Annotated in this window: 18 protein-coding genes and 1 tRNA gene; 8 read left to right on the top strand and 11 right to left on the bottom strand. The window is 40.3% G+C overall.

The genetic code is table 11. The features are described from left to right. On the bottom strand, nt 1–1,077 hold a 1,077-nt coding region (gene radA, locus JWR87_RS17605; RefSeq protein ID WP_297822628.1), incomplete at its 3' end, for a DNA repair protein RadA. Nucleotides 1,078–1,447: 370 nt separating this feature from the next. Between radA and JWR87_RS17600 the strand changes: the two genes are divergently transcribed. Next, a complete protein-coding gene (locus tag JWR87_RS17600) occupies nt 1,448–2,137 on the top strand; it encodes a zinc metallopeptidase (protein WP_297822626.1) in 690 nt (229 codons plus the stop codon). A gap of 97 nt (nt 2,138–2,234) precedes the next feature. On the opposite strand, the gene rho is transcribed toward JWR87_RS17600, so the two are convergent. Then, nucleotides 2,235–3,917 carry a transcription termination factor Rho gene (gene rho / locus JWR87_RS17595; protein ID WP_297822624.1) on the bottom strand — a complete coding sequence of 561 codons (1,683 nt, stop codon included), beginning with the start codon at nt 3,915–3,917 and terminating at the stop codon, nt 2,235–2,237. Between the two features lie 619 nt (nt 3,918–4,536). On the opposite strand from rho, the gene asnS reads away from it, so the two are divergent. Next, complete coding sequence (gene asnS, locus JWR87_RS17590; RefSeq protein WP_297822622.1) at nt 4,537–5,973, top strand: asparagine--tRNA ligase; 1,437 nt, start codon at nt 4,537–4,539, stop codon at nt 5,971–5,973. A gap of 112 nt (nt 5,974–6,085) precedes the next feature. Beyond that, a tRNA-Phe gene (locus tag JWR87_RS17585) sits at nt 6,086–6,158 on the top strand. Nucleotides 6,159–6,432: 274 nt separating this feature from the next. Here the strand turns inward: JWR87_RS17585 and JWR87_RS17580 are convergent. Then, nucleotides 6,433–7,695, bottom strand: coding sequence for a TlpA disulfide reductase family protein (locus JWR87_RS17580; protein ID WP_297822620.1), 1,263 nt, complete (start codon nt 7,693–7,695; stop codon nt 6,433–6,435). 631 nt (nt 7,696–8,326) lie between these two features. Next, on the bottom strand, nt 8,327–8,803 hold the full coding sequence (locus JWR87_RS17575; protein ID WP_297822618.1) for a hypothetical protein: 477 nt from the start codon (nt 8,801–8,803) through the stop codon (nt 8,327–8,329). 800 nt (nt 8,804–9,603) lie between these two features. Here JWR87_RS17575 and JWR87_RS20315 point away from each other — a divergent pair. Then, nucleotides 9,604–9,894: an exo-alpha-sialidase gene (locus JWR87_RS20315; RefSeq protein WP_366090933.1), complete on the top strand. Its 291-nt coding sequence runs from the start codon at nt 9,604–9,606 to the stop codon at nt 9,892–9,894. Between the two features lie 72 nt (nt 9,895–9,966). Continuing rightward, nucleotides 9,967–10,146 (top strand): hypothetical protein, encoded by a 180-nt coding sequence (locus JWR87_RS20310; protein WP_366090931.1) that lies wholly within the window; start codon nt 9,967–9,969, stop codon nt 10,144–10,146. A gap of 409 nt (nt 10,147–10,555) precedes the next feature. On the opposite strand, the gene JWR87_RS17565 is transcribed toward JWR87_RS20310, so the two are convergent. Next, on the bottom strand, nt 10,556–12,328 hold the full coding sequence (locus tag JWR87_RS17565) for a pyruvate dehydrogenase complex dihydrolipoamide acetyltransferase (protein ID WP_297822616.1): 1,773 nt from the start codon (nt 12,326–12,328) through the stop codon (nt 10,556–10,558). Nucleotides 12,329–12,869: 541 nt separating this feature from the next. Between JWR87_RS17565 and JWR87_RS17560 the strand changes: the two genes are divergently transcribed. The 3 genes from JWR87_RS17560 (at nt 12,870) to JWR87_RS17550 (ending at nt 16,058) form a co-directional block, all read left to right on the top strand. Further along, nucleotides 12,870–13,751: a sugar phosphate isomerase/epimerase gene (locus JWR87_RS17560; RefSeq protein ID WP_297822613.1), complete on the top strand. Its 882-nt coding sequence runs from the start codon at nt 12,870–12,872 to the stop codon at nt 13,749–13,751. A 227-nt stretch (nt 13,752–13,978) separates the two neighbouring features. Beyond that, on the top strand, nt 13,979–15,493 hold the full coding sequence (locus JWR87_RS17555) for a biopolymer transporter TolR (protein WP_297822611.1): 1,515 nt from the start codon (nt 13,979–13,981) through the stop codon (nt 15,491–15,493). 112 nt (nt 15,494–15,605) lie between these two features. Continuing rightward, on the top strand, nt 15,606–16,058 hold the full coding sequence (locus tag JWR87_RS17550; RefSeq protein ID WP_297822609.1) for a hypothetical protein: 453 nt from the start codon (nt 15,606–15,608) through the stop codon (nt 16,056–16,058). A gap of 71 nt (nt 16,059–16,129) precedes the next feature. Here JWR87_RS17550 and JWR87_RS17545 read toward each other — a convergent pair whose 3' ends face one another. The 6 genes from JWR87_RS17545 to JWR87_RS17520 form a co-directional block, all read right to left on the bottom strand. After that, nucleotides 16,130–16,918, bottom strand: coding sequence for an NIPSNAP family protein (locus JWR87_RS17545; protein WP_297822607.1), 789 nt, complete (start codon nt 16,916–16,918; stop codon nt 16,130–16,132). A gap of 74 nt (nt 16,919–16,992) precedes the next feature. Further along, nucleotides 16,993–17,856 (bottom strand): sugar phosphate isomerase/epimerase, encoded by an 864-nt coding sequence (locus tag JWR87_RS17540; RefSeq protein WP_297822604.1) that lies wholly within the window; start codon nt 17,854–17,856, stop codon nt 16,993–16,995. Nucleotides 17,857–17,880: 24 nt separating this feature from the next. Continuing rightward, the gene (locus tag JWR87_RS17535; protein WP_297822601.1) at nt 17,881–18,447 is read right to left on the bottom strand and encodes a gluconate 2-dehydrogenase subunit 3 family protein; all 567 of its coding nucleotides are present in this window, start codon (nt 18,445–18,447) and stop codon (nt 17,881–17,883) included. 262 nt (nt 18,448–18,709) lie between these two features. After that, nucleotides 18,710–20,179 carry a Gfo/Idh/MocA family oxidoreductase gene (locus JWR87_RS17530; RefSeq protein ID WP_297822599.1) on the bottom strand — a complete coding sequence of 490 codons (1,470 nt, stop codon included), beginning with the start codon at nt 20,177–20,179 and terminating at the stop codon, nt 18,710–18,712. 79 nt (nt 20,180–20,258) lie between these two features. Next, the gene (locus tag JWR87_RS17525) at nt 20,259–20,900 is read right to left on the bottom strand and encodes a gluconate 2-dehydrogenase subunit 3 family protein (RefSeq protein WP_297822597.1); all 642 of its coding nucleotides are present in this window, start codon (nt 20,898–20,900) and stop codon (nt 20,259–20,261) included. A gap of 34 nt (nt 20,901–20,934) precedes the next feature. Then, complete coding sequence (locus JWR87_RS17520) at nt 20,935–22,620, bottom strand: GMC family oxidoreductase (RefSeq protein ID WP_297822595.1); 1,686 nt, start codon at nt 22,618–22,620, stop codon at nt 20,935–20,937. Nucleotides 22,621–22,636: the final 16 nt, after the last annotated feature.

Here is a 22,636-nt window from a genome sequence, read left to right as displayed (position 1 = left end):
AATATTTACAAACACATCTTTTACCCCAAAGTGAAATCCGCCTCTTTTTTCAAGAACCGCTAATAATAATTGTAATCGTCTAAGATCGAAGCCGCTCACGGTTCGCTGTGGTGTTCCATACACGCTTTGAGTTACCAACGCCTGCACTTCTATCAGTAATGGACGCATTCCTTCAAGTGTTGCTGCAATGGCACTTCCACTTAGTTGTTCTTCTTTTTGCGTGATGAGTATTTCAGATGGATTAGTTACACTCCGCATTCCATCTCCGGACATTTCATAAATTCCTAGTTCTGCCGTACTTCCAAACCGGTTTTTTATAGTTCGAAGTATCCGGTAAGCATAATGGCGATCGCCTTCAAACTGCAGAACAGTATCGACCATATGTTCCAAAATCTTTGGCCCCGCAATGGCTCCGTCTTTTGTTATGTGACCAATCAAAAATACAGGCGTGTTGGTTTCTTTAGCAAACCTTTGAAACTCGGCTGCACATTCCCTTATTTGTGAGACACTACCCGGAGAAGATTCAATAAAGTTTGAATGCAGTGTTTGAATAGAATCAACAATCACTAATTGAGGCCTTAATTTTTTTATCTCTTTAAAAAGAACATCTGTTGCCGTTTCTGTCAAAAGATAAAAATCCTGGTTGGAGGCTTTCAACCTGTCAGCACGCATTTTTATTTGTTGCTCGCTTTCTTCACCACTGATATATAATGTGCTTACTCCCTGCAAATGCAAACCGACTTGTAAGAACAAGGTACTTTTACCGATACCCGGCTCACCTGCTACCAGTACGATACTGCCTGCTACAATGCCCCCGCCAAGTACCCGGTTCAGTTCACCGTCTGCTGTTAAGATTCTATCTTCTTCAGTAGCACTTACCTGGTTTAATAAGATTGTTTTTGTGTTACGCTTATCAGCGTTATAATCTTTCCAACCATTATCATTTTTTTCAGTCCCTTTTGTTATGACCTCTTCAACAAACGTATTCCACGAATTACAAGACGGACATTTTCCTAACCATTTTGTACTTTCATAACCACAATTACTGCAGAAATATGCAGTCTTTACTTTACTCATGCGGTAAAGATAATTTTAAAGAAGGTGTTTTCGGGAACAAGAGATTTAAACAGTAATCTATAGATCTAGAATCAAAAAGGGTCAGCAAGAATGCCAACCCCGTTACTTACTAACCCATTAAATTCTGCCACTAAATTACAAATATGGGTCGCATTTCAAAAATAATTTTTATCCCTGTGAATAACTTTTACGCTGATAATCGTCGGAAAAAAAGAAAAAAAATGACCTTATCTCATCTCACCGCGTCACTTTGTCTTCTTTTTCAAATTATTAAGACTTTTTGTCCTCGTTTACTTTGCATCAATTAGAGGTTCCGTCACAATAATATTTTGGAAGACATTTTGTACAAGTATTGAAAAGGTAATAAAACATGTCTTCTATATTTTTAATATCACTGATTTTTGTTGGAATAAGTTTCCTTGTGTCTTCAATCTTGAAAAGCAAGTTTAATACTTATAGCAAAGTTCCTTTAAGAGGTAATTTGTCGGGCCGGGAAGTTGCGCAAAAAATGCTGCGCGACAGCGGTATCTATGATGTTCAGGTAACATCTGTTGAGGGTCATTTAACAGACCACTATGATCCTACTAATAAAACAGTCAACCTAAGTGCTGAAGTTTATAGTGGTCAAAACATTTCAGCGGCTGCTGTGGCTGCACACGAATGTGGCCATGCAGTTCAACATGCTAAATCTTATAAATGGCTAAAAATGCGTAGTGCATTGGTACCAGTCGTACAATTTAGTAGCAATATTGTACAGTGGGTATTATTGGCAGGTATTATAATGATACAAATGTTTCCAGGATTATTACTTGTGGGAATAGCTTTGTTTGCAGCAACAACAGTCTTTTCATTTATTACCTTACCTGTTGAATTTGATGCGAGCAGAAGAGCATTGGCATGGTTAAATACTACTAATATAGCAACAGGGGATCATCACGATAAAGCGAAGGATGCTTTAAAATGGGCAGCAATGACATATGTAGTAGCAGCAATCGCGTCGCTTGTTACCTTGATCCAGTATATTTTTATATTTTTAAGTGGTAGCAGAGACAGAGAGTGATAAGTTATTATTGTTTATAGACATTGAATTAAAGATTTTGGTAAAAACACAAAAGCCACTCTTGCAAGTGGCTTTTGTAATATTATTAATAGTTCTCTTATCCGTTCATACTAGCAAGAAATTCAGTATTGTCTTTAGTACCTCTCATTCTTCTTAACAACTCATTCATCGACTCTTCTGTATTCATATCATTTATATAAAGACGGAGAATGTTCATGCGTTGAAGTGTTTCTCTGTCAAGCAACAAGTCGTCGCGACGGGTAGATGAAGACACCAAATCAATAGCAGGGAAAATACGTCTGTTAGCAAGACGGCGGTCTAATTGTAATTCCATGTTACCCGTTCCCTTGAACTCTTCAAAAATAACCTCGTCCATTTTAGAACCTGTTTCTATCAAGGCTGTCGCTAGAATGGTCAGAGATCCACCATGTTCTATTTTCCTGGCTGCACCAAAAAACTGTTTAGGTTTTTGCATGGCATTTGCTTCTACTCCACCGCTTAAAACTTTACCGCTCGAAGGGGCAACGGTGTTGTGTGCCCGGGCAAGACGTGTAATAGAATCAAGTAAAATCACCACATCATGTCCACACTCAACAAGACGCTTTGCTTTTTGCAAAGCTATAGTTGAAACCTTTACGTGCTTTTCTGCAGGTTCGTCAAATGTTGAAGCGATCACTTCTGCTCTTACGCTTCTCTCCATATCTGTAACCTCCTCCGGGCGTTCATCTATCAACACCACCATTAAGTAGCACTCAGGATGGTTTGCAGCAATAGCATTAGCGACCTCTTTAAGCAAGACAGTTTTACCCACTTTTGGCTGGGCGACTATCAGTCCACGCTGACCTTTTCCAATAGGTGTAAAAAGGTCCATGATGCGGGTGCTGAAGTTGTTGGAGGTGGTAAACAAATTCAATTTTTCAAAAGGAAAAAGAGGAGTCAAATAATCAAAAGGTACTCGATCTCTTACCTCCTCCGGGCCTTTGCCGTTTATTGTTTCAACCTTTAAGAGTGCAAAATACTTTTCACCTTCTTTTGGTGGACGAACAGATCCATAAACAGTATCTCCGGTTTTAAGTCCAAATAATTTTATTTGGGAAGGAGAAACATATACGTCATCAGGAGACGACAAATAGTTGTAATCAGAAGAGCGGAGGAAACCATAACCGTCAGGCATCATTTCAAGTACACCCTCTCCTTGTATTACCCCGTCAAATTCTATATTAAAAGTTTGTTCCCTTCTTTGACTCTGCTGAGGAAATCTCTGTTGATGTTGTGGTTGTACCACTGGTGCGCCCTCTGGTGCTTGTGCTTCAGGTGAGCCTTCAACACTTTGAGCATTCTTATTTACATCTTCTTTTTGAGGGTTTTCTGCAGGGCGGTCATCTGTATTTGCAGAATCAAACTCCGGTTGCTTGTCGTTTTCCTCCTTTGAGGGTTTGCTTTTACGGGCACGTTTTGGACCCGCATTTTTAAAACTTTCTTTCTTTGGTTCTTCTGAAGCCTCCGACCGTTGCTCTACTGGGGCGGGTGTTGGTTCGGGCGCCGTTATTACTTCAGTTTGCTCCGTACCATTTGTTGTATTTGCTTTTGCAATTCTTTTACGCCGTCCTCTTTCAGGTGCAATTGTTTTTGTTGTGTCTCCATCAACTGCCTGCCGATCTAATATTTTATAAATAAGATCCTGTTTGTCTGTTTTTTGAGCATGGGGAATGCTTAGTTGGTCTGCTATATCCTTTAACTCAGGAACAAGCATGTCGTTCAGTTGCGCTATGTCGTACATAAAAATTTTTGATAATTAAAAGCTCAAAACCATCCAATCGAACAAAGGAAAATATTTGAATGAAATGAAATTGGGAAAACCTAAAAGCTGATTAGCTAAGAGTAGTGAGGCTGGTCAGCTTTGAATTTCAGTGCAAGTTTACGCTACAAATTTGTAAAATCGAAAACTTTAACTTGTTTTTACTTATACTGAAAACTTTATAATTGCTTTTTAAAGTGTTCCAGCCTTTTATACCTTTATTTAGCATTGTTGCGTCGCAGTTCGTTCATCTGTAGCTCAGGCTATTTCTCTTCAGTTTTAGTCTCGAGTTACCATGTCTTTTTGATAATTGCCTTCAACTAGCATAAACTTCATGCCAATTATTACAAGTAAACTTTAAGCTATTTGCGTCGGCGAAAAAGCTTTAATACAGGAACAAAAGCACTTCTCTAACAGTGCTGAGCATCTTACATCAAAAAATACTTTCTGCCTACCGGTATTCAGACTATTTAAACAACGTCGTTTTTTATAAATTGGTATACTGCTGGTTATATATTTTCGCAGCGACAACATCTATTTCTACCCCTACTAACTGAAAAACTCAACCCCTTATCTTTGCGGCTCGAATAAAATAAATAACATGTTTAATAAACGGGTTAAGGTAAAAGATTTGTTAGCTAGTAACGATACAGAGCGTGAAGTAACTGTAATGGGGTGGGTGCGCACCTTTCGCAACAATCAATTCATAGCTCTAAATGATGGTAGTACCAACAATAACTTACAAGTAGTTGTAGAGTTAGGTTTATTAGACGAAACTACTTTGAAAAGAATAACAACAGGAGCTTCATTAAAAGTAACGGGCACTGTTGTAGTATCTCTTGGAAAAGGACAGCGAGTAGAAGTTAAAGCTTCTTCTTTGGAAATTTTAGGTGATTGTGATGCAGAAAAGTTTCCACTTCAACCTAAAAAACACAGCCTTGAGTTTCTCCGTGAAATTGCGCATCTCCGTTTCCGTACCAATACTTTCGGATCCGTGTTCCGGCTGAGACATTCGCTTGCTTTTGCTACTCATAAGTTCTTTAATGATAAAGGTTTTGTCTATTTACATACACCCATCATAACTGCATCAGATGCCGAGGGTGCAGGAGAAATGTTTAGAGTAACCACTTTACCATTTGATGCTCCTCCTAAAAATGAAGATGGAACTATCAATTTTAAGGAAGACTTTTTTGGTAAAAGTACCAACCTTACTGTAAGTGGTCAATTAGAGGGTGAATTAGGCGCAATGGCTTTTAGTGAAATTTATACTTTCGGCCCCACTTTCAGAGCAGAAAACTCTAACACCACCCGGCACCTCGCAGAGTTTTGGATGATAGAACCCGAAATGGCTTTTTATGACATTGAAGATAATATGAACCTTGCAGAAGAGTTCATTAGGTATTTAATTCAATACGCAATAGATCACAATCGGGATGACATCGAGTTTTTGGATCAGCGGTTAGCCGAGGAAGAGAGGCAAAAGCCCCAAGCCGAACGGAGCGAGTTTGGTTTAATCGAGAAGCTTGAATTTATTATTCAGAACAAATTTGAAAGGATTACCTACACGGATGCCATAAACATTCTATTGGAGAGCCCCGCATATAAAAAGAAGAAGTTTAAATATGAGGTGAAATGGGGAATAGATTTGCAAAGCGAACATGAACGATACCTTGTAGAGAAGCATTTTAAAAAACCGGTTATCGTAACTGGATATCCAAAAGATATCAAATCTTTTTACATGCGGCTTAACGATGACGGGAAAACGGTAGCCGCTATGGACATTTTAGCGCCTGGTATTGGAGAAATCGTTGGTGGTTCGCAAAGAGAAGAAAGACTTGAAAGTCTTGAAAAAAGAATGAGGGAAATGCATATTCCCAGTGATGAGATGAGTTATTATTTAGATACACGTCGTTTTGGTACTGTACCACACGCTGGTTTCGGACTGGGCTTTGAACGTATGGTACAGTTTGTAACGGGAATGACTAACATTAGAGATGTAATTCCTTTTGCAAGGACACCGAAGAACTGCGAGTTTTAATATTAAACAGTGACTATTTTTTTTAAGAGAAAAGAATTTTTAATTTTGACATTTTAAATAACCCCTTATATTTGCAGCCCGAAAGGAACTGATCGGGAAGATAGGATAGGATGGTGCGGTAGCTCAGTCGGTAGAGCAAAGGACTGAAAATCCTTGTGTCGCCGGTTCGATCCCGGCTCACACCACAGAGTTAAAAGTACAAACAATAAAGCCTCAATTAGTTGAGGCTTTATTGTTTATTGCTAGTTACACTGTCGGCCCTTTGGCCCCCATCAATTGTTACATAATTTCTAATTTTCTCTTTCCTCGGACATTTCATTCATGGCACAATCGAAGGAAGCGACAATCCCCATGTTTGCATTTACCTGTGTGATTATCCTGCGCAACATTAACGGCCCTTCGGGATGGCTACTTACAGAAAGTGCGGAAGAGCCAGGAGCATATTGTATTCCCTTACAGCTACTCCTTAAGCAAACGATTAACTGTATCAATTAAACGTTTCTTTGAAAGATCATAATATTCGCCGCTACCCGGACCGTAAAAATTAGTGTGTATATCTCTAACGGTACCTTTTTTATCAATGAACACGGTGGTAGGAAACGATTTAATAGCAGTAAGCTGAGGGAGTGTTTTTTCTCCTTTCTTATCATCACTCGCAGTTACACCGGTATTCAGCATGGGGTACTCCACATCAAACAATTTTTTGAACTTCTCAATACTTTTTCTGGAACGCTCCAGATCACTCGTGTATTCATATGCTAATGCAATAACCTCAATGCCTTTCATTTTATTTTGCTTATAATAGCCACTCAAAAACCTGGTCTCGTCCAGGCAATTGGCACACCAGCTACCCATAAGCTGTACTATCACCACTTTGTTCTTATACTTTTCATCCTTTATTGATACCGGATTACCATTCAGGTCGTTAAAAGTAAAATCTAATCGGGTGTAGCCATGGCGCAATTTGGTTGGATCGTTCATTTCGGGCAACGAAATAGTAGAGTCTTTTGTTGCTGTCCACACTTCGCTAGCATCATAGCCGTTATAAAAAACGCCATTTAAGCTATTGTTCTTTATATCAATTTTTGCCTCAAACAAACGGGCATTGTCTCCATCAAAGCTTGAAAGCAAGATAGAGTCACCGGTCACAATTCCATCCAGGTAGCGATAATCTGCGGAGGGTGTAAGAAAGCTACCCGTAAGCCGGTTGCCTTGCTGGTGAAATACGCCCACTGCTTTTCTAATTGTGCCATTTGGCCTGGTAATGCTAACATTCCATTTGCCCGAGATATTACTTTTTGCATTTCCCTGCGTTGCTTTAAATCTTACCAAATCATTGGCCCTTCCAAACACCGGCCAATACTGCACACCAGTTGAAATGCCTTTTATAAAGGTTCCCGTCAAATTGCCATTAGCCTCCACCTTAACCCTAAAATTTGCTTCAAAAGCCGGCATAGTAAAAAATAAAGAGTCTTTAACCGATGTAACCTCCGTCACTTTTATTTTTTCTCCGGCATTCACCACTACTAATGCATTTTTGCCTTGCATCCTGGCTTTTTCTAATTGAAAGATAATCCGCTTGCCGTCCTTTCGTTGTAATGCAATTCGCCAACCTTTTTCATTGGCTCCTTTAGGTTGAGGAAATGCTGGTAGACAAAGCGACATGCATAAAATCACCAGGGAAACATGGGCGACCAGTCTTTGTGTGAAAACGTTGTTCATGGTAAAAGCAAGATAACCCCCATTTTATTACCAATATCATTCGTTGGCGCTTGTGGGATAAATGAGGGCTGGTACTGTATTATTGGTACACGAAGAACAATGTGCTTTTAAAGCTATTTAATCAAATGATCTCGATAATTGTATTTATGGTCAGGCCGAAGTAACCCGATTGATCATCCTTGCGTCGCAATCCGTTCGTTAATATATTTTTTATCAGGCCTTTCTTACCTTTTACCATTTATATGAACAGTGTTTATGGGAAGAATTTGATGGGTATGAAGTGTTGACGTAATGTCGTAAGAAATAACTAAAGAGTTCACTAGTTATTGTTGCTTATACTTATGCTGCTTGCAGCTTTCATAAAAGTAGTGCGACTGCTTTTGCCGCTTATGCCCAGGGGTATATGAATTGTTAGGATCTTTTACAGTCGTTACATTAAAATTCAATTTCTAATAACGTATGGAGTCATCTTTTGATTGCACAACGTAGTTATTGAAAAGGTCAGTGCCGATTTGATTAGGGGAGATAGAGATTTTGAAAAGAGATATAGTAATTAGTGATATCCCTCTACGGAAATGAAAACACGCCATTAACACTCAATTTTATCACTACAGTTTTCATCTGGCTTTCCTTATTTGCTAATTTGCATATCTATTACCGTCCAGTTATTTTTATCAGTCCAATCCCCATTTTTGTATTTAAGCTTTACAACCCAATTATACCTGCGTCTTATACAATTAGCATCATCTGCCTCAACTGCAGATGTAATTTTATAAACGTTGTGTTTCAGTTTTATCCAATCCAAGTCAGAATTGTCGAAAATTGGAGGGGGTAAAATATTGAGCTTTTTGGTTACAAATTCTTTAGCCATTACTATTGCCTCAACATGGGTATAATCGTCTATTGGCCTGGAAGCTAAGTGAATCTCATTTGAAACTTTAGGAGAATCTGCTGGCTTAGCAGGGCGAGTATCTACGTTTTTAGAATAATCCGTAGAAACGTGATTAACACCTACTTCATCAACGCAGGAGATCGTTATAGAAAGCAATAAAGGATAAATAAGCCTTTTTTTCATCAGCAAGCTTACTTTAGCAACATCAATCAGCATCTTTTAATTCTAATACCTTATTTAAAGGTCTGAAATAATAGTTGCAGAAGCAACAGAAAGTTATCCTCATTACTTCGTAAAAGCTTTATAATAACACCAGCTTAATTAAAAAATACGAAAAGGATAAATGAAGAAATACAGGAGACTTAGATTTAAACTTCTATACGATAGGTGATTACTTTAATTGTATTCACTCATTAATAAGTGAAATATACGTGTCAGGACAGCCTTTTATTTTTGCTATTAAAACCGGATTAACTATTGGAAAAAATAGAAGGTGTTTCGAATTAGCAGGCTTTTACTAATAAATGCTTGTCCACCTCCTCCAATTTTACATTTTGTAAACGAGTTCGAAACTTGCTTTGAATGGCCATCCTTTTCGTTTCTTGTTCATTAATTTGTGTAAGATGGTTAAAGTATAGGATAAGAGACGCGGAGGATATAAACATTAGTAAAAAAGTGAAAAATAGTATCATATAAAAACTTTTAAAAGCTTCTCTTAAAGATAATTTAACGTGCCAACGATTGCAAGTTTAAAGAAGGCTTTTTTTAAATAAATGAAAGAACTGAAATTTATAAAAAGGGGGCTGCCTTTTTCTCAGCTAATCTTTGTTCGCTTTACTAAGTAACACTTTGACAATAACACTATTCAAGCAAAAACATACATTTAGAAAAATGAATAGAGCCCCAAAAATTGTCGATTAACAATTTTTAAAACCCGAATTATTAGCTCAAATACCTGAAGACTATGAGAAAGTTTTTTGTTGCAATTGAGCCTTCATACAAGTCTTAATTTTTTAATGGCCCAACCACCGCACTTTAAAAGTGGAATGGTTGAAGATGAATTGATCTATGATGCTGCTCCTTTTTCAGCATGTCATGCAGATACCATTGTAGAAAGGCCTAAGGGGTTGGTTACAGGCTTCTTTAGGGGCACAAGGGAAAGAAATGCTGACGTAAAAATTTATGTTTGCAGAAAAGAAGGTAAGAAATGGACAGCTCGAGTTTCGGTCGCTAATGGAATTCAATGCAGTTCGCTTCGCTACCCCACCTGGAACCCGGTTCTATACCAAATACCTCGCGGTGATTAATGGTTGTTTTATAAGATTGGTCCCAGCCCTTCCACCTTGAAAGGAGGGGTGAAAACCCCTAAAGACAACGGTATGACATGGCGAGAAGCAAAGGCATTGCCTGAAGGGTTTTATAGGACCGGTGAAAAACAAACTGCTCAGGTGGGCAAGCACCGTTTAATTGCCACGTCAAGCAAGGAAGGTAAGGGATGGCAGGTGCACTTCGAAATTCAGACAATTTTGGTAAGTGATGGAAGATGGGGGAGCTATTAATGATGGCAAATCGATTAGCGCGACTCGGCCCGGCATCCTGGTTCATAGAGACGGAAGATTGCAAATACTTGCGCGTAGCGAAAACAGGGCAATAATGAGGTATGGTCCTTCGATAAAGGTGATAGCTGGACCACGTTAGTAAATCATAGCTACCTAACAGCAACCCGGAAACTGATGCAGTTACCTTAAAAAATGGAAAGCATCTTGTAGGTTATAAACATATTTTTAGCACTAGGAAATCGGGCAGGGGGACCGGGAACAACTCCTTATCTAACCTATTCAGATGATGGCAAAGCGTGGAATGCCAGTGTTGTTCTGGAAAATTCAGCTATTGGCGAGATTTGGCATTGGCTATAATAAAAAAAGCGAGACTTAGTCTCGCCTTTTTTATTAATTCTATAAGTCGGTTCTACACTAGCATTCTCAAAGGTTCTTCCAACAAGCTCTTTAGAGTTTGTAAGAAGGCAGCACCAGAGGCTCCGTCAACAACGCGGTGATCGCAACTTAGCGTCACTTTCATCACATTTCCCGGAACGACCTGTCCGTTTTTAACCACCGGTACCTGCGATATTCCTCCAATCGCCAAAATACAAGCATCCGGAGGATTGATGATAGCTGTAAATTCATCTATACCAAACATTCCCAAATTACTAATGGTAAATGTGCTTCCTTCCCAATCGGCCGGCTGCAACTTTTTGTCTTTTGCTTTTTGCGCAAACTGTTTTACTTCAACAGAAATTTGGCTCAACCCTTTTGCATCTGCAAACCGAACTACCGGTACCAGTAAACCTTCGTCTACAGCAACCGCCACACCAATATTTACATGATGATTAATGCGAATCTTATCTCCTAACCAGCTACTATTAACTTTGGGATGCTGCTTAAGAGCCACTGCCGTAGCTTTTAGAACCATATCATTAAAGCTGATTTTAACAGGAGAAAGTTCATTTAGCTTTACCCGTGTTTGAACAGCCTGGTCCATATCAATGCTCATCGTAAGGTAGAAGTGGGGAGCAGAAAACTTACTTTCAGCAAGTCGACGGGCAATGGTCTTGCGCATTTGTGAAACCGGAACTTCATCGAAACTTACTTGTCCTATTCCAGAAGCTGCAGGTGCTGCTTGTGGTTTGGTTTCTGCTGCTTTTGCAGCAGGTTCTATCGCCGCTGGTTGCTTTGCTTCAGGTTGTGGTGCTGCAACTGGTTGCGCTTGTGGTGCAGTTTGCGGTTGTACAGGTTCCTGTTGTTGGGCCGGACTAAACCCATCTATATCTTGTTTCACAATTCTTCCATTATCACCGGAACCCTTTACAAAGCGTAAGTCAACACCTTTTTCTTCAGCAAGTTTTTTCGCTAGTGGAGAGGCGATGATCCGACCTTCGTTTACTACTTCCATTTGTGGTGGAGCTGTTGCCGGTTGTGGCGCTGTTGAAGTCTGCGTTTGAGCAGCAGCCTCAGGCTGTGCAGATGGCGCGGCACCACCTTTCGATGCTGCAACGATAGCGTCTATATTCATTCCTGCGTCACCTATTATACAAAGCAGGTCATTTACCTGAATTTTTTCTCCAGGCTTAGCTCCCTGGTACAACAACGTTCCGTTTTTATAACTTTCAAGCTCCATCGTAGCCTTGTCCGTTTCAATCTCAGCCAACACTTCACCTTTCTTAACTGTATCGCCAATGTTTTTTTGCCATGCAGCTATTACGCCTTCTGTCATTGTATCACTTAACCTTGGCATCAGCACCACTTCCTCCATATTTGCAAGGTCCAAAGGCTGAGTGCTTACACCTGCTGATTGAGGTGCAGCAGGTTCTGCTGCTGCCGCAGGTGCAGGTGCCGCAGGTGCAGGTGCAGCGGGAGTAGGTTGTTGCTCCGGCGGTGTTGGTTCCTGAGTAACTTGTCCATTAACACCTGCATGTTGAGCAACCAATGCAGCTACATCTTCTCCCTGTTTACCAATAATCGCTAATAAATCGTTTACCTGTAATTTCTGACCATCGGGCGCACCTCTATGCAACAATACGCCCTCCTGGTAGCTTTCCAATTCCATGGTAGCTTTATCCGTTTCTATCTCGGCCAGTAAATCGCCTTTCTTTACTGTATCTCCTACGTTTTTATGCCATGCAGCTATTACACCTTCTGTCATGGTATCGCTCAACCTGGGCATTAATATCGGTTCGGCCATACTTATATATTTTGCTGAACGTCTTAACCCGGATGCCTTTACACGGTAAAGAGTTAAGCGTTAATTTTTGAGCCGTGAAATTACATGAAATTGAATTAAAGGCAAGATGGCTAAAAAAATTTCCTATAAAAATAGTTGATTAGACAAAGATGGATAGAAGCCCTAATCGAAGCGCTTTTGATTTTTGCATAATTATTCTTTGTTGTTTCAATTCTTTTGAGGCATCAAATAAAATATCAGAAGTTTCTATTTGTTTAGCAAAGGGAATTTGAATTTTTTGTTTACCAGCTTACCATTTTTACTCAACATTGTTGTGTCACTCTCTTGTACTTTTAATTAGTAAGTCATCAGGCGGCAAACGTAATCTTTAAGCTTATGGCGTGCAGAAAGCTTTAACTAGTAATACTACCAACATCATTACCCATGTTCTGCTTCGAACCTGTTTACATAACAAATAGTCTTTCCATAATTTTTAATGCTGCTAATGGGTTACTTTTATTAAAGAAATTTACTCTTTAATAACATCTTAATAACGATCAGCATGTCATCCAGACGTTCCTTCATTAAATCGGGTTCGCTTCTTACAGCAGGCGCTTTTATTAAACCTCCTTACTTCGATAAGAAAACGAACTATATCGGGCTACAGCTATACACTGTTCGCGATGCCATGCAGAAAGATCCTGTTGGCACACTTGCTAAAGTCGCTTCAATTGGTTACAACTCTTTAGAGGGTGCAACCTATACCGGAACACAGAAGTTTTATGGTATGGATCCTGCAGCTTTTTTAAAGGTTTTGAAGCAGCACGGATTAATTATGCCAAGTGCCCACTATCGCCTGGGTAAAGAAAAGGAGAACGGGCAAATTCAAAAAGGTACAATGTTGTCAGAATGGGACAGAGCGGTAGACGATGCTGCTAAGGTGGGTATTAAGTACATGGTTTGTGCTTATTTGTCGGACGCAGAGCGTGGCGGTATAGATCATTATAAGGTTGTAGCAGATGCGTTGAACAAGGCAGGAGAACGTTGCAAAAAGTCAGGAATACAGTTGTGTTATCACAATCATGATTTTGAGTTTCAAGCCCAGGGCTCAACCCTTCCGTACGACGTTCTTTTAAAGACTGATAAAAACCTGGTTAAGATGGAAATGGATTTGTACTGGGTTAGCAAAGCAGGTAAAGACCCCGTTGAATTGATCAACCAGCACCCCGGCAGGTTTCCTTTGTTTCATGTAAAAGATATGGACAAAACCCCGGCTAAGGCATTTACAGAAGTGGGTAATGGTTCAATTGATTTTAAAAGAATTTTTAAACAGGCTGATAAAGCAGGAATGAAATACTTTTTTGTTGAACAGGATACGACCCCCGGAAATCCGTTTGACAGCATAACAAAAAGTATTACTTACATTAAGAAGAACCTTGTATAGTATTCGTTCAACATTTTATTTGCAGCCTTGCTGTCTTTGCATTTAATAACATGCAATCAAGGTAATTAGACATGTAATGGCGGGTAAAATATGGTTTTACAAGTACAAGTGAGTGACACAACAATGTTGACTGCTGTTATACTGTTCGTATAAAAAATAATATTACTCCACGCCGGCTTTTAATAAAAAAATTAGAAGTCTGTATTTAACTAATAAGACCTGCACATATGAGACTTAATTCGTTTGCAAAAGCCATTTTCGCACCTGTTTTTTTGCTTGCCTGGTTGCCCGCTTTTTCCCAACAAAAAGTAGGAATTTTTGACGGGCAGACCGATATTGGCGCAAAGGTGCTTCCCGGTTCAGGTTTATATATTCCTCAAACCGATCAATATGTTATTTCTGGTGCGGGTTATAATATCTGGTTCGACCACGACGAGTTTCATTATGTATATAAGAAACTGAAAGGAGATTTTTTGCTGTACACACGTGCTGAGCTGGTGGGTTTTCAGGGAGTAGACCCACACCGAAAAGTGGGATGGATGGTACGTAAAAGTCTTGATGCAAAGGCTGCGCAAATAAATGCTGTTGTACATGGAGACGGACTGACTTCGTTGCAGTTTAGAAGAACCGATGCAGCCACTACTGAAGAAAAAAAATCTGCCACAACACATGCGAATATTGTGCAGCTTGAGAGAAAAGGTAACACCTATACGATGAGAGCTGCCAAATTTGGAGAACCTTTTATAACTGAAGAAGTTACTGATCTTAACCTGGGAGATGAGGTATATGTTGGCTTGTTCGTTGGCTCACATAATGCTGACGTAGTGGAGACCGGGGTTTTTAAAGATGTGCAAATTTCGGTACCTGCGCGTGAGGGCTTAGTGCCTTACCGGGAATACCTGGGAAGTAATATTGAAATTTTAAACGTTGCCTCGGGTGATCGTGAAAGTATATATACTTCTCCAAAATCGCTACAGGCACCTAATTGGACTCCCGATAATAAGAGCCTTATTTATAACAGCGAGGGATTGATCTATAAGTTTGACCTTGCTTCACGCCAGCCATCTGTAGTACCTACCGGCGATGTAAAAAATAACAATAACGACCATTTTTTATCTTTTGATGGTAAAATGCTGGGATTGAGCAGTGGCGTTTCGGCGCTTGGTGGTTCTATTCTTTATACCGTTCCGGTAACGGGTGGAACGCCAAAACAGATTACTCCGAAGGGCCCATCTTATGGTCACGGCTGGTCGCCAGATGCAAAAAGTATTGTCTTTACCGGGCAACGAAATAATGAATTTGATATTTACAAAGTGCCATCAAATGGAGGAGCTGAAGTGCAACTGACCACAGCTAAAGGGTTAGATGACGGACCTGAATATACTCCTGATGGAAAGTATATTTATTTTAATTCGAACCGTACAGGCACCATGCAACTATGGCGTATGAATGCTGATGGAAGCAACCAGGAAGCTGTGACAAACGGTGATTTTCACGATTGGTTTCCACATATTTCACCTGACGGTAAATGGATTGCATTTATCTCATTTTTAAAAGAGGAAGTTACTTCGGGTGACCACCCATTTTACAAGCATGTATATATCAGGTTGATGCCAATTACAGGCGGAAAGCCTAAAGTAATTGCCTATGTGTACGGAGGACAGGGAACAATGAATACTCCCAACTGGTCTCCTGATAGCAAGTATCTTGCTTTTATCAGTAACACTACTATGACTAAATAAGAATCGTTTTTTTCCTTGCTGATTAATAAGGAAGAACTTCAACCGGTAGCATTAAGGGTTTGAGTATTGAGCTTGCAAGGGTTTACCCTTTTATAAATTATAAAACAATGGTATGGAAGGCAAAGAATTAGAGAGCACTGTAAGAAGAATAATAGACGAAGCTGAAAAGCTGATTCCTTTTTATATGCAAAATGAAGAGGATAGAAGGATAGCAAACGGAAATGTTTCAGTGTGCATAATAGATGATCAGGGAGTTATTTATGGAAGAATGTTTGGAACCAATAAAATACGTGCGAGAGAGTCTTTCTCGGTGGCGTGGACAAAAGCAAGCCAGGTACACATTACGAGGCTAAAAACGGGCGAGTTTGAAAAACTGGCGTTTAATAAGGAGATTGATGAGGAAAAGTTCGGTATTGAAAGACCGGACTGGATTGGTTGGGAAGGTGGCCAGTTGATTACCTTAGGTGATGGAACAGCGTTAGCTGTTGGCTTCAGCGGCTTTAGAGGAGTAGTTGACCTTGAAATTATTGTACGGGCTTTAGATGCTGTAAATATTGCCGGGTGATGATGTAAACGGCTTTAATAAAAAAGGGGATGCTTTTTTTAAAAGCATCCCCTTTTTTATTAAAGCAAACTTTATAGATCAGAATATTCGGTTGGCCTTAAAAACGTAATGTCAATATGTGAAACGTTACGTTGATACTCCGGTTTGGCAGCAAGAACTTTCCATTCTGGATCGGCACTGAAAGCCTTCCAATGTTCGTCTCTTGATTTTTGGTTTTCAAAAGAAGTCATATACATTAGGTTAGGCATTTTTGCTCCGAAAACAACTTCACTATAAAAAACGGCATTAAAGCCAAGCCGCGAGAACAATGCAATTTCTCCACCCTCGTTAAACATTTTTACCTTATTTCTGAAAAGCTTTTCTGTTGCTCCTTCATAGCTTCTTAGTTCGTAAACTCTTTCACTTTTTGGGCTGCTGAGTTTAGACGGCGCTATTGCTTCCATCGTTGGAAAAGCCTTTAACAAAATAGTTTCGAAACGGGTGTAAGCGGGTTTGTTGTAGGCGGCATTTACATATCCTGCATCCCCGGTTATAGTAGGTTCTACAGAATTGGAGGAAAAGCTCTCCCAGGCTTTTAAAGATTTAAAAGGAATTAAGACGTAGATCTTTTTATCAGCCGCCGTGTCGTTAGCAATTGCTTTAAAAACCCCTACATTATTTAATTTGGAAGAATGTAAAAAGGGAACGTATTTATATTGAATGAAGCTGTCGATAGAAGCCTCTTGCCTGGCATCTTTAAAATGGTAAACCTTTAAAACAAAGTAAGCAGCATTTTTTGCTGTTGGTGCCGATACCGCATTCTCAACACACGCTAATTGTAAAGCAAACAGTAGTATTATACAAGAAAGTAATTTCTTCATTAAAATAAATGTGATTAATTAAAATAGTAATTATCGTTAAAAAAAAAGCTTAACCATCAGGTAAGCCGGTACGTTTAGATCTTCAATTTCTTCATGTATTCCGCGTCGTCCTTCACTGCAGCCAGGGGGGTAGTTCCCTCGTATTGTTCCTGTTCTACTATAAAGTATTCCATTCCATCTTTTTGAGCATCTTTTAAAATAGTAGGATAATCTATATTTCCTTTACCCAGTGTTGTTGTCTCTTTACCTCCACGATCTTTAACATGCCCTAATTTAAAACGGCCGGGGTATTTTTGAAACCATGCTTTAGGATCCTCGCCTGCTGCAACTACCCAATACATATCGAGTTCAAAATCTACAAGGTCTTTATCCGAGTGCTGCATCATTACATCTTGCGGAAATTGCCCCTCCATTTTTTTGAAAGAGTAATCGTGGTTATGGTAGGCAAACCTCATTCCTCTCTGTTTACATATTTGACCGGCTTTATTAAAGTCTTCAGCCGCCTTTTTATATAAATCAAGACTCTTCTGCGCTCCAAGGAAAGGGCACATTAAATACTTGATCCCAATTGCTGCAGCCTCGTCTGCTTTCTTCTCCAGGTTTTCTTTCCAGTTGCAGTGACTGGAAACCATTTGCATACCCAGGTCATCCATGTACTTTTTAAACTCGGTATTTGTCATTCCCCAATAAATTCCTTTTGGACCTTCAAAGCCTTCCAGTTGTTTATAGCCAAAAGATGCAACTTGTGCTAATACGCCTTTTGGGTCTTTAGGCAAGTCCGTACGGAGACTGTATAATTGAAGGCCAAACGTGTTGTTTTTACCACTCAATTTCGAGCTTGTACCGCATCCGCTTAATTGTGCTGCCACACCGGTAAGTGCTACTCCCGAAGCAAAAGTTCCCGCTATCTTTAAAAATTCCCTGCGTTTATAATCCATCGTTATTTTTTTAATTAATTTTTGTCAGGCCCAGGTTTTGTCTCCCTTTTTATACGGCACACAAGCTTCATACCTTCCAGGAGTTTCAATATACCTCCTGGCTTGTGTACAGCCTACCTCAGAGGTAAAAAATCCAAGCAAAGTAAGCTCTTTCATTAATCGGAAATACGGTTTTGGATGAGGCTCCTCCCAGGTCTTCATAAACTCAGTTGTCTCGTTATCCATTTTGGTAAGTAAAGCCAACCGCTGCTCAGGCTTCAAATCCATAAAATCATCGCCCAATTCTTTCTTTGCCCTGGCTTTAAGATCTTTTATACCGTCGTAGAAAATGATTTGATCTCTTTCTTCGTAGCAATCATTAACCATTACTTTCATGTGCTGGCCTACTTTCGCTGCCTTGGCCCCGGGGGTATTGGTAGCAGGTAAAATGGTTTCTCCTACCTCATCCAGAAAGTCTACATCCCCGGTAGAAAAGTTAACTTTCCTATTGCTATCCCCGTCAGTACTGCAGCCGTTTAAAAAAGCGGCTGCGCCTACTATACTCCCTCCTAATAAAAGGCTGATATGTTGAACCGCTTCTCTTCTGTTCACAGTTCAAAAAGTTCTGACGATGGATGATTTTTAATTGCAACTATTCAGTTCCAGGTTCAACCTTCAACTGGCTGAGTGGATAAGAGTTAATGGGGTGCCGGCATTTATTTTCAGTTAAGCATTGTTGTGTCACTCCCTTGTACTTTTGGTTACTTTATTCATCAAGCAAAACCATCAGGCGACTGTCTAAAAAATACATCCTAACGATTTTTAACCTCAGCTCTTAGCCTTCCACTGAACAAGGTACCGACTCGACCAGTGCTTACACTAACTCCCCTATGCCAAATCCATCCCGGTATTTTCTGCGAACAAACTGGTTAACGTCGTCCAGATTTGTCACTTTCATATTCTCATTATCCCAAAGCAACTTTACGTAGCGGCCCGGATAAGTAAAGCCGGTACCCGTAGTTCTTGGCTTACGTATATCGTAGCCCCTAATAGCAAGGTTGGCCATACATAAAGCTTCAGTAAGTGGTCCCGCAATTTCGAAAGGTGAGCTCATTTGCCTGTTACCATAACCTGCTATGCATCCCTCAACCCACTGGGCATAATGTCCCTCTGCCTGGCCCGGCACGCGTGCATATTTTTGTTTCACCTTTACCTGCTCGTTTTTTGATAATGGCAACAATCTAGCATTTGCACCATAAGTGCTACACATCATTTTGCCTTTTGTGCCTATGAACAGAGTACCATTACCGCCGTCTCCAAACATTTCATTAGGTCCAAGTTCTTCAGGTCTTTCAGGTTGAATACCGCCATCCATCCAATGAACAACTACTGGCCCTTTTGTTTTACCTGTCTTGGGAAAGGTCATTGTAACGTGACTGGAAGGTGGAACGCTTTCAGGAAAATACCCTTGTTTAAACTCGTCCACATATACAGTACCTACGCTAGCCTGTACATCAGAAACATACTGAAGATCCAGTACACGGAAAGGTGCCTCCAAAAGATGACAGCCCATATCACCCAAAGCACCTGTGCCGTAATCCCACCAGCCACGCCAGTTAAACGGAATTAATTTTTCGACGTAATCTTTCTGCGGAGCTGTGCCCAGCCAAAGATTCCAATCCAACGTTTTAGGAACTTCTGCTTTATTTGTAGACCAGGGAATGCCTTGTGGCCAAACCGGTCTGTTTGTCCAGGAATATATGGTATGAACATTTCCAATCACGCCATTGTCATACCATTCCATCATTTGGCGTACACCATCATTCGATGCTCCCTGGTTACCCATTTGTGTTACTACCTTATACTTCTTAGCTGCATTTGTAAGTACACGGGCTTCATACACATCGTGGGTTAACGGCTTTTGTACATATACGTGCTTACCAAGTTGCATCGCTGCAAGGGCTGCCACCGCATGGTTATGATCGGGTGTAGAAACGGAGACTGCATCAAAGTTTTTCGATTCTTTATCAAGCATTTGGCGCCAGTCTTTATACACTTTTGCTTTGGGAAAGTTGCCCACTGTTTTTGCTGCACGTTTTTCATCTACGTCGCACAAGTAAGCAATATCTGCTTTACCACTTTTGAAAAAGCTAGCGATGTCACTTTCACCTTTTCCTCCCACACCTATACTTGCAATAGTAAGACGGTCACTTGGCGCAATAAAACCTCTTCCGCCCAGTACGTGGCGCGGAACAATCATAAAACCAGCAGCTGCAAACGCAGTATTTTTTAAAAAATCTCTCCTGGAATTATCTGGTTTGTTTTTGTCTTTTTCTTCAATCATTTTATAAAAGGATTTACAAGTATAAATTTTGTTTCGAAATTCACTTTTACCGGCACTAAATAGGAGTTGTTGCGAAAGCTTATGTTAGACCGGCAAACGCTTTATCCCCTTTTTTATAATCAATAACTGCTTCAAACTTTCCTGGGATAGGAGTATACCGTAACGCTTCTGTTCTGCCTTTTTCTGAAGTGAAGTATCCAAAAATCGCAAGTTGTTTTAGCTGTTGAAAATAGTGGTTGGGCATTGCCTGCTTTTTGAAATCGTTTGTATTTCTTTCCTGCCCTTGTTTTTCTTTTTGTCCTTGTACATTCACAGCATCTGCCTGCCTTTTTACATAGTCTTTCGTTTCCTTATCTACGGCAATAAGTAACTGTTTGCGTTGTTCAGGAGTAGCCTTCATAAATCCAACTTTATGCATTTTATTGCATTCGTCTTCTAAAATGTCTAATCCCTTGCGGAATATTTCCTGGTCTTCTCTGGTATAGCAGTCAATCACCATTACCGTCATAAACCTTCCTACTCCTGCAGCTTTAGCCCCGGCAGTATTTGTCTGGGGTATTATTGTTTCAGCTATTTCATCCAGGTAGGCAATATTTTCATCAGTAAATGCAACAGGTGCAGAATCGGGGTTTGCTTTACATCCTGTCAATAAAAATTCTCCACCAATCATAGCAGCGCCGGTAGCAGCTGCAATCATTTTTAAAAGTTCACGTCTGTTCATCTTAAAAAGTTTTTATAACTAGATAAACGATAATTTAAATATTTCCTTTTTTTAATTCCTTAACGGCAAAATCAGCAGCTCTTGCTGTCAGTGCCATGTAAGTTAAAGATGGGTTTACGCACGACGCTGACGTCATAAAAGAACCGTCAGTTACAAATACGTTTTGGCAATCCCATACCTGGTTGTTGCTGTTTAGCACCGAGGTCTTAGGATCTCTCCCCATTCTTGCAGTACCCATCTCATGTATTCCCCAACCTGGTTCACAGCCCTGGTCCTGACCTATTACATTTTTAACGCCCGCAATCGTAAGCATTTCAACAGCATCAGCAACCATGTCTTTTCGCATGTTTAGTTCATTTTCCTTAAACTCAACATCAAACTCAAGTACCGGAATGCCCCATTTGTCTTTTGTGTCTTTTGATATAGAAATCTTATTCTCGTGATAAGGCAACATTTCACCAAATCCTCCTATACCCATAGTCCATTTACCGGGCTCTCCCAATGCTTCTTTCAAATCGGCGCCTATATTTAATTCGGCCACTTGCCTGGACCAGTTTTGCCGGCTACCGGCTCCCTGGTATCCAAAGCCGCGTAGGTAGTTTCTTTTTTCATCACCCGGCAAATTGCGGAAGCGGGGAATATAAATACCGTTTGGCCTAAACCCCGAATAGTACTTATCGTCAAAACCTTCCATATCGCCGCTCGCACCCAGCTTCAAATGATGATCCATTACGTTATGGCCCAACTCTCCACTGCTGCTTCCTAATCCGTCTGGCCATACATCGGTTGCAGAACGCATTAATATTGCTGTAGAGTTAAAAGTAGAGGCACACAAAAACACTATTTTGCTATTAAATTCCAGCGTTTCATTTGTCCTTGCGTCTAAAACCTTCACCCCTTTTGCCTTTTTTGTATTCCTGTCATACATGATTTCGGTAACAATGGAAAAAGTGCGTAGCGTTAAATTACCGGTTGCATTTGCCGCAGGCAATGTGGAGGATTGTGTGCTGAAATAAGCTCCGAAGGGGCATCCGTTTGAGCAAATGTTTCTATACTGACAGGGCGTTGGCCTTCCGGGAACTGCTTCGGTAAGATTGGCGGTGCGCCCTATAAACATTGTCCTCTTATTATTATAATGTTCCTTTATTCGGGCCGCAACGGTTTGCTCAACAATATTCATTTCCATTGGAGCTATAAATTTGCCATCGGGTAAATGCGGCAATCCTTCCTTTGATCCGCTAATGCCAGCGAACGTTTCTGTGTAATCGTACCACGGAGCAATATCCTTATAGCGAATAGGCCAGTCAACAGCGATTCCGTCTTTTGCGTTGGCTTCAAAATCAAGATCACTAAGGCGGTAGCTTTGCCTGCCCCACATTAATGAACGGCCGCCTGTATGATAGCCGCGAAACCATCCAAATGGTTTTTTTTCAACGTAAGGATTGTCTTTATCCACCGTCCAAAAAGAAAGGTTGCGTTCATTTAATGGGTAGTCCCTTTTTAATACGGGATATTCCTCAATCATTTTTTGGGTTCTTCCACCACGATGGGGATATTCCCACGAAGGCTTATTGCTCTCTGCATAATCTTTCACATGCTCTATGTGGTGGCCACGTTCAAGCAATAAAACCTTCAGCCCTTTTTCGGTGAGCTCTTTTGCAGCCCACCCTCCACTAATACCGGAGCCTACTACAATAGCATCATAAGTGTTGTTTGCCATACCAATCGTTGATTGT

The sequence above is a fragment of the Segetibacter sp. genome (assembly GCF_025963695.1).
Lineage (GTDB): Bacteria > Bacteroidota > Bacteroidia > Chitinophagales > Chitinophagaceae > Segetibacter.
The sequence above is the reverse complement of the archived record's forward strand: the minus strand, read 5'-3'. Positions and strand labels throughout refer to the sequence as shown.

Excerpts from the sequence above, each read along its gene's own strand:
- JWR87_RS17545 (WP_297822607.1), bottom strand. The coding sequence starts at position 16,918 with ATGAAGAAATTACTTTCTTGTATAATACTACTGTTTGCTTTACAATTA.
- JWR87_RS20315 (WP_366090933.1), top strand. The coding sequence starts at position 9,604 with ATGGCCCAACCACCGCACTTTAAAAGTGGAATGGTTGAAGATGAATTG.
- JWR87_RS17565 (WP_297822616.1), bottom strand. The coding sequence starts at position 12,328 with ATGGCCGAACCGATATTAATGCCCAGGTTGAGCGATACCATGACAGAA.
- JWR87_RS17550 (WP_297822609.1), top strand. The coding sequence starts at position 15,606 with ATGGAAGGCAAAGAATTAGAGAGCACTGTAAGAAGAATAATAGACGAA.
- JWR87_RS17530 (WP_297822599.1), bottom strand. The coding sequence starts at position 20,179 with ATGATTGAAGAAAAAGACAAAAACAAACCAGATAATTCCAGGAGAGAT.
- JWR87_RS17600 (WP_297822626.1), top strand. The coding sequence starts at position 1,448 with ATGTCTTCTATATTTTTAATATCACTGATTTTTGTTGGAATAAGTTTC.
- JWR87_RS17560 (WP_297822613.1), top strand. The coding sequence starts at position 12,870 with ATGTCATCCAGACGTTCCTTCATTAAATCGGGTTCGCTTCTTACAGCA.
- asnS (WP_297822622.1), top strand. The coding sequence starts at position 4,537 with ATGTTTAATAAACGGGTTAAGGTAAAAGATTTGTTAGCTAGTAACGAT.
- JWR87_RS17580 (WP_297822620.1), bottom strand. The coding sequence starts at position 7,695 with ATGAACAACGTTTTCACACAAAGACTGGTCGCCCATGTTTCCCTGGTG.
- JWR87_RS17540 (WP_297822604.1), bottom strand. The coding sequence starts at position 17,856 with ATGGATTATAAACGCAGGGAATTTTTAAAGATAGCGGGAACTTTTGCT.
- JWR87_RS17575 (WP_297822618.1), bottom strand. The coding sequence starts at position 8,803 with ATGCTGATTGATGTTGCTAAAGTAAGCTTGCTGATGAAAAAAAGGCTT.
- rho (WP_297822624.1), bottom strand. The coding sequence starts at position 3,917 with ATGTACGACATAGCGCAACTGAACGACATGCTTGTTCCTGAGTTAAAG.
- JWR87_RS20310 (WP_366090931.1), top strand. The coding sequence starts at position 9,967 with ATGACATGGCGAGAAGCAAAGGCATTGCCTGAAGGGTTTTATAGGACC.
- JWR87_RS17525 (WP_297822597.1), bottom strand. The coding sequence starts at position 20,900 with ATGAACAGACGTGAACTTTTAAAAATGATTGCAGCTGCTACCGGCGCT.
- JWR87_RS17555 (WP_297822611.1), top strand. The coding sequence starts at position 13,979 with ATGAGACTTAATTCGTTTGCAAAAGCCATTTTCGCACCTGTTTTTTTG.
- JWR87_RS17520 (WP_297822595.1), bottom strand. The coding sequence starts at position 22,620 with ATGGCAAACAACACTTATGATGCTATTGTAGTAGGCTCCGGTATTAGT.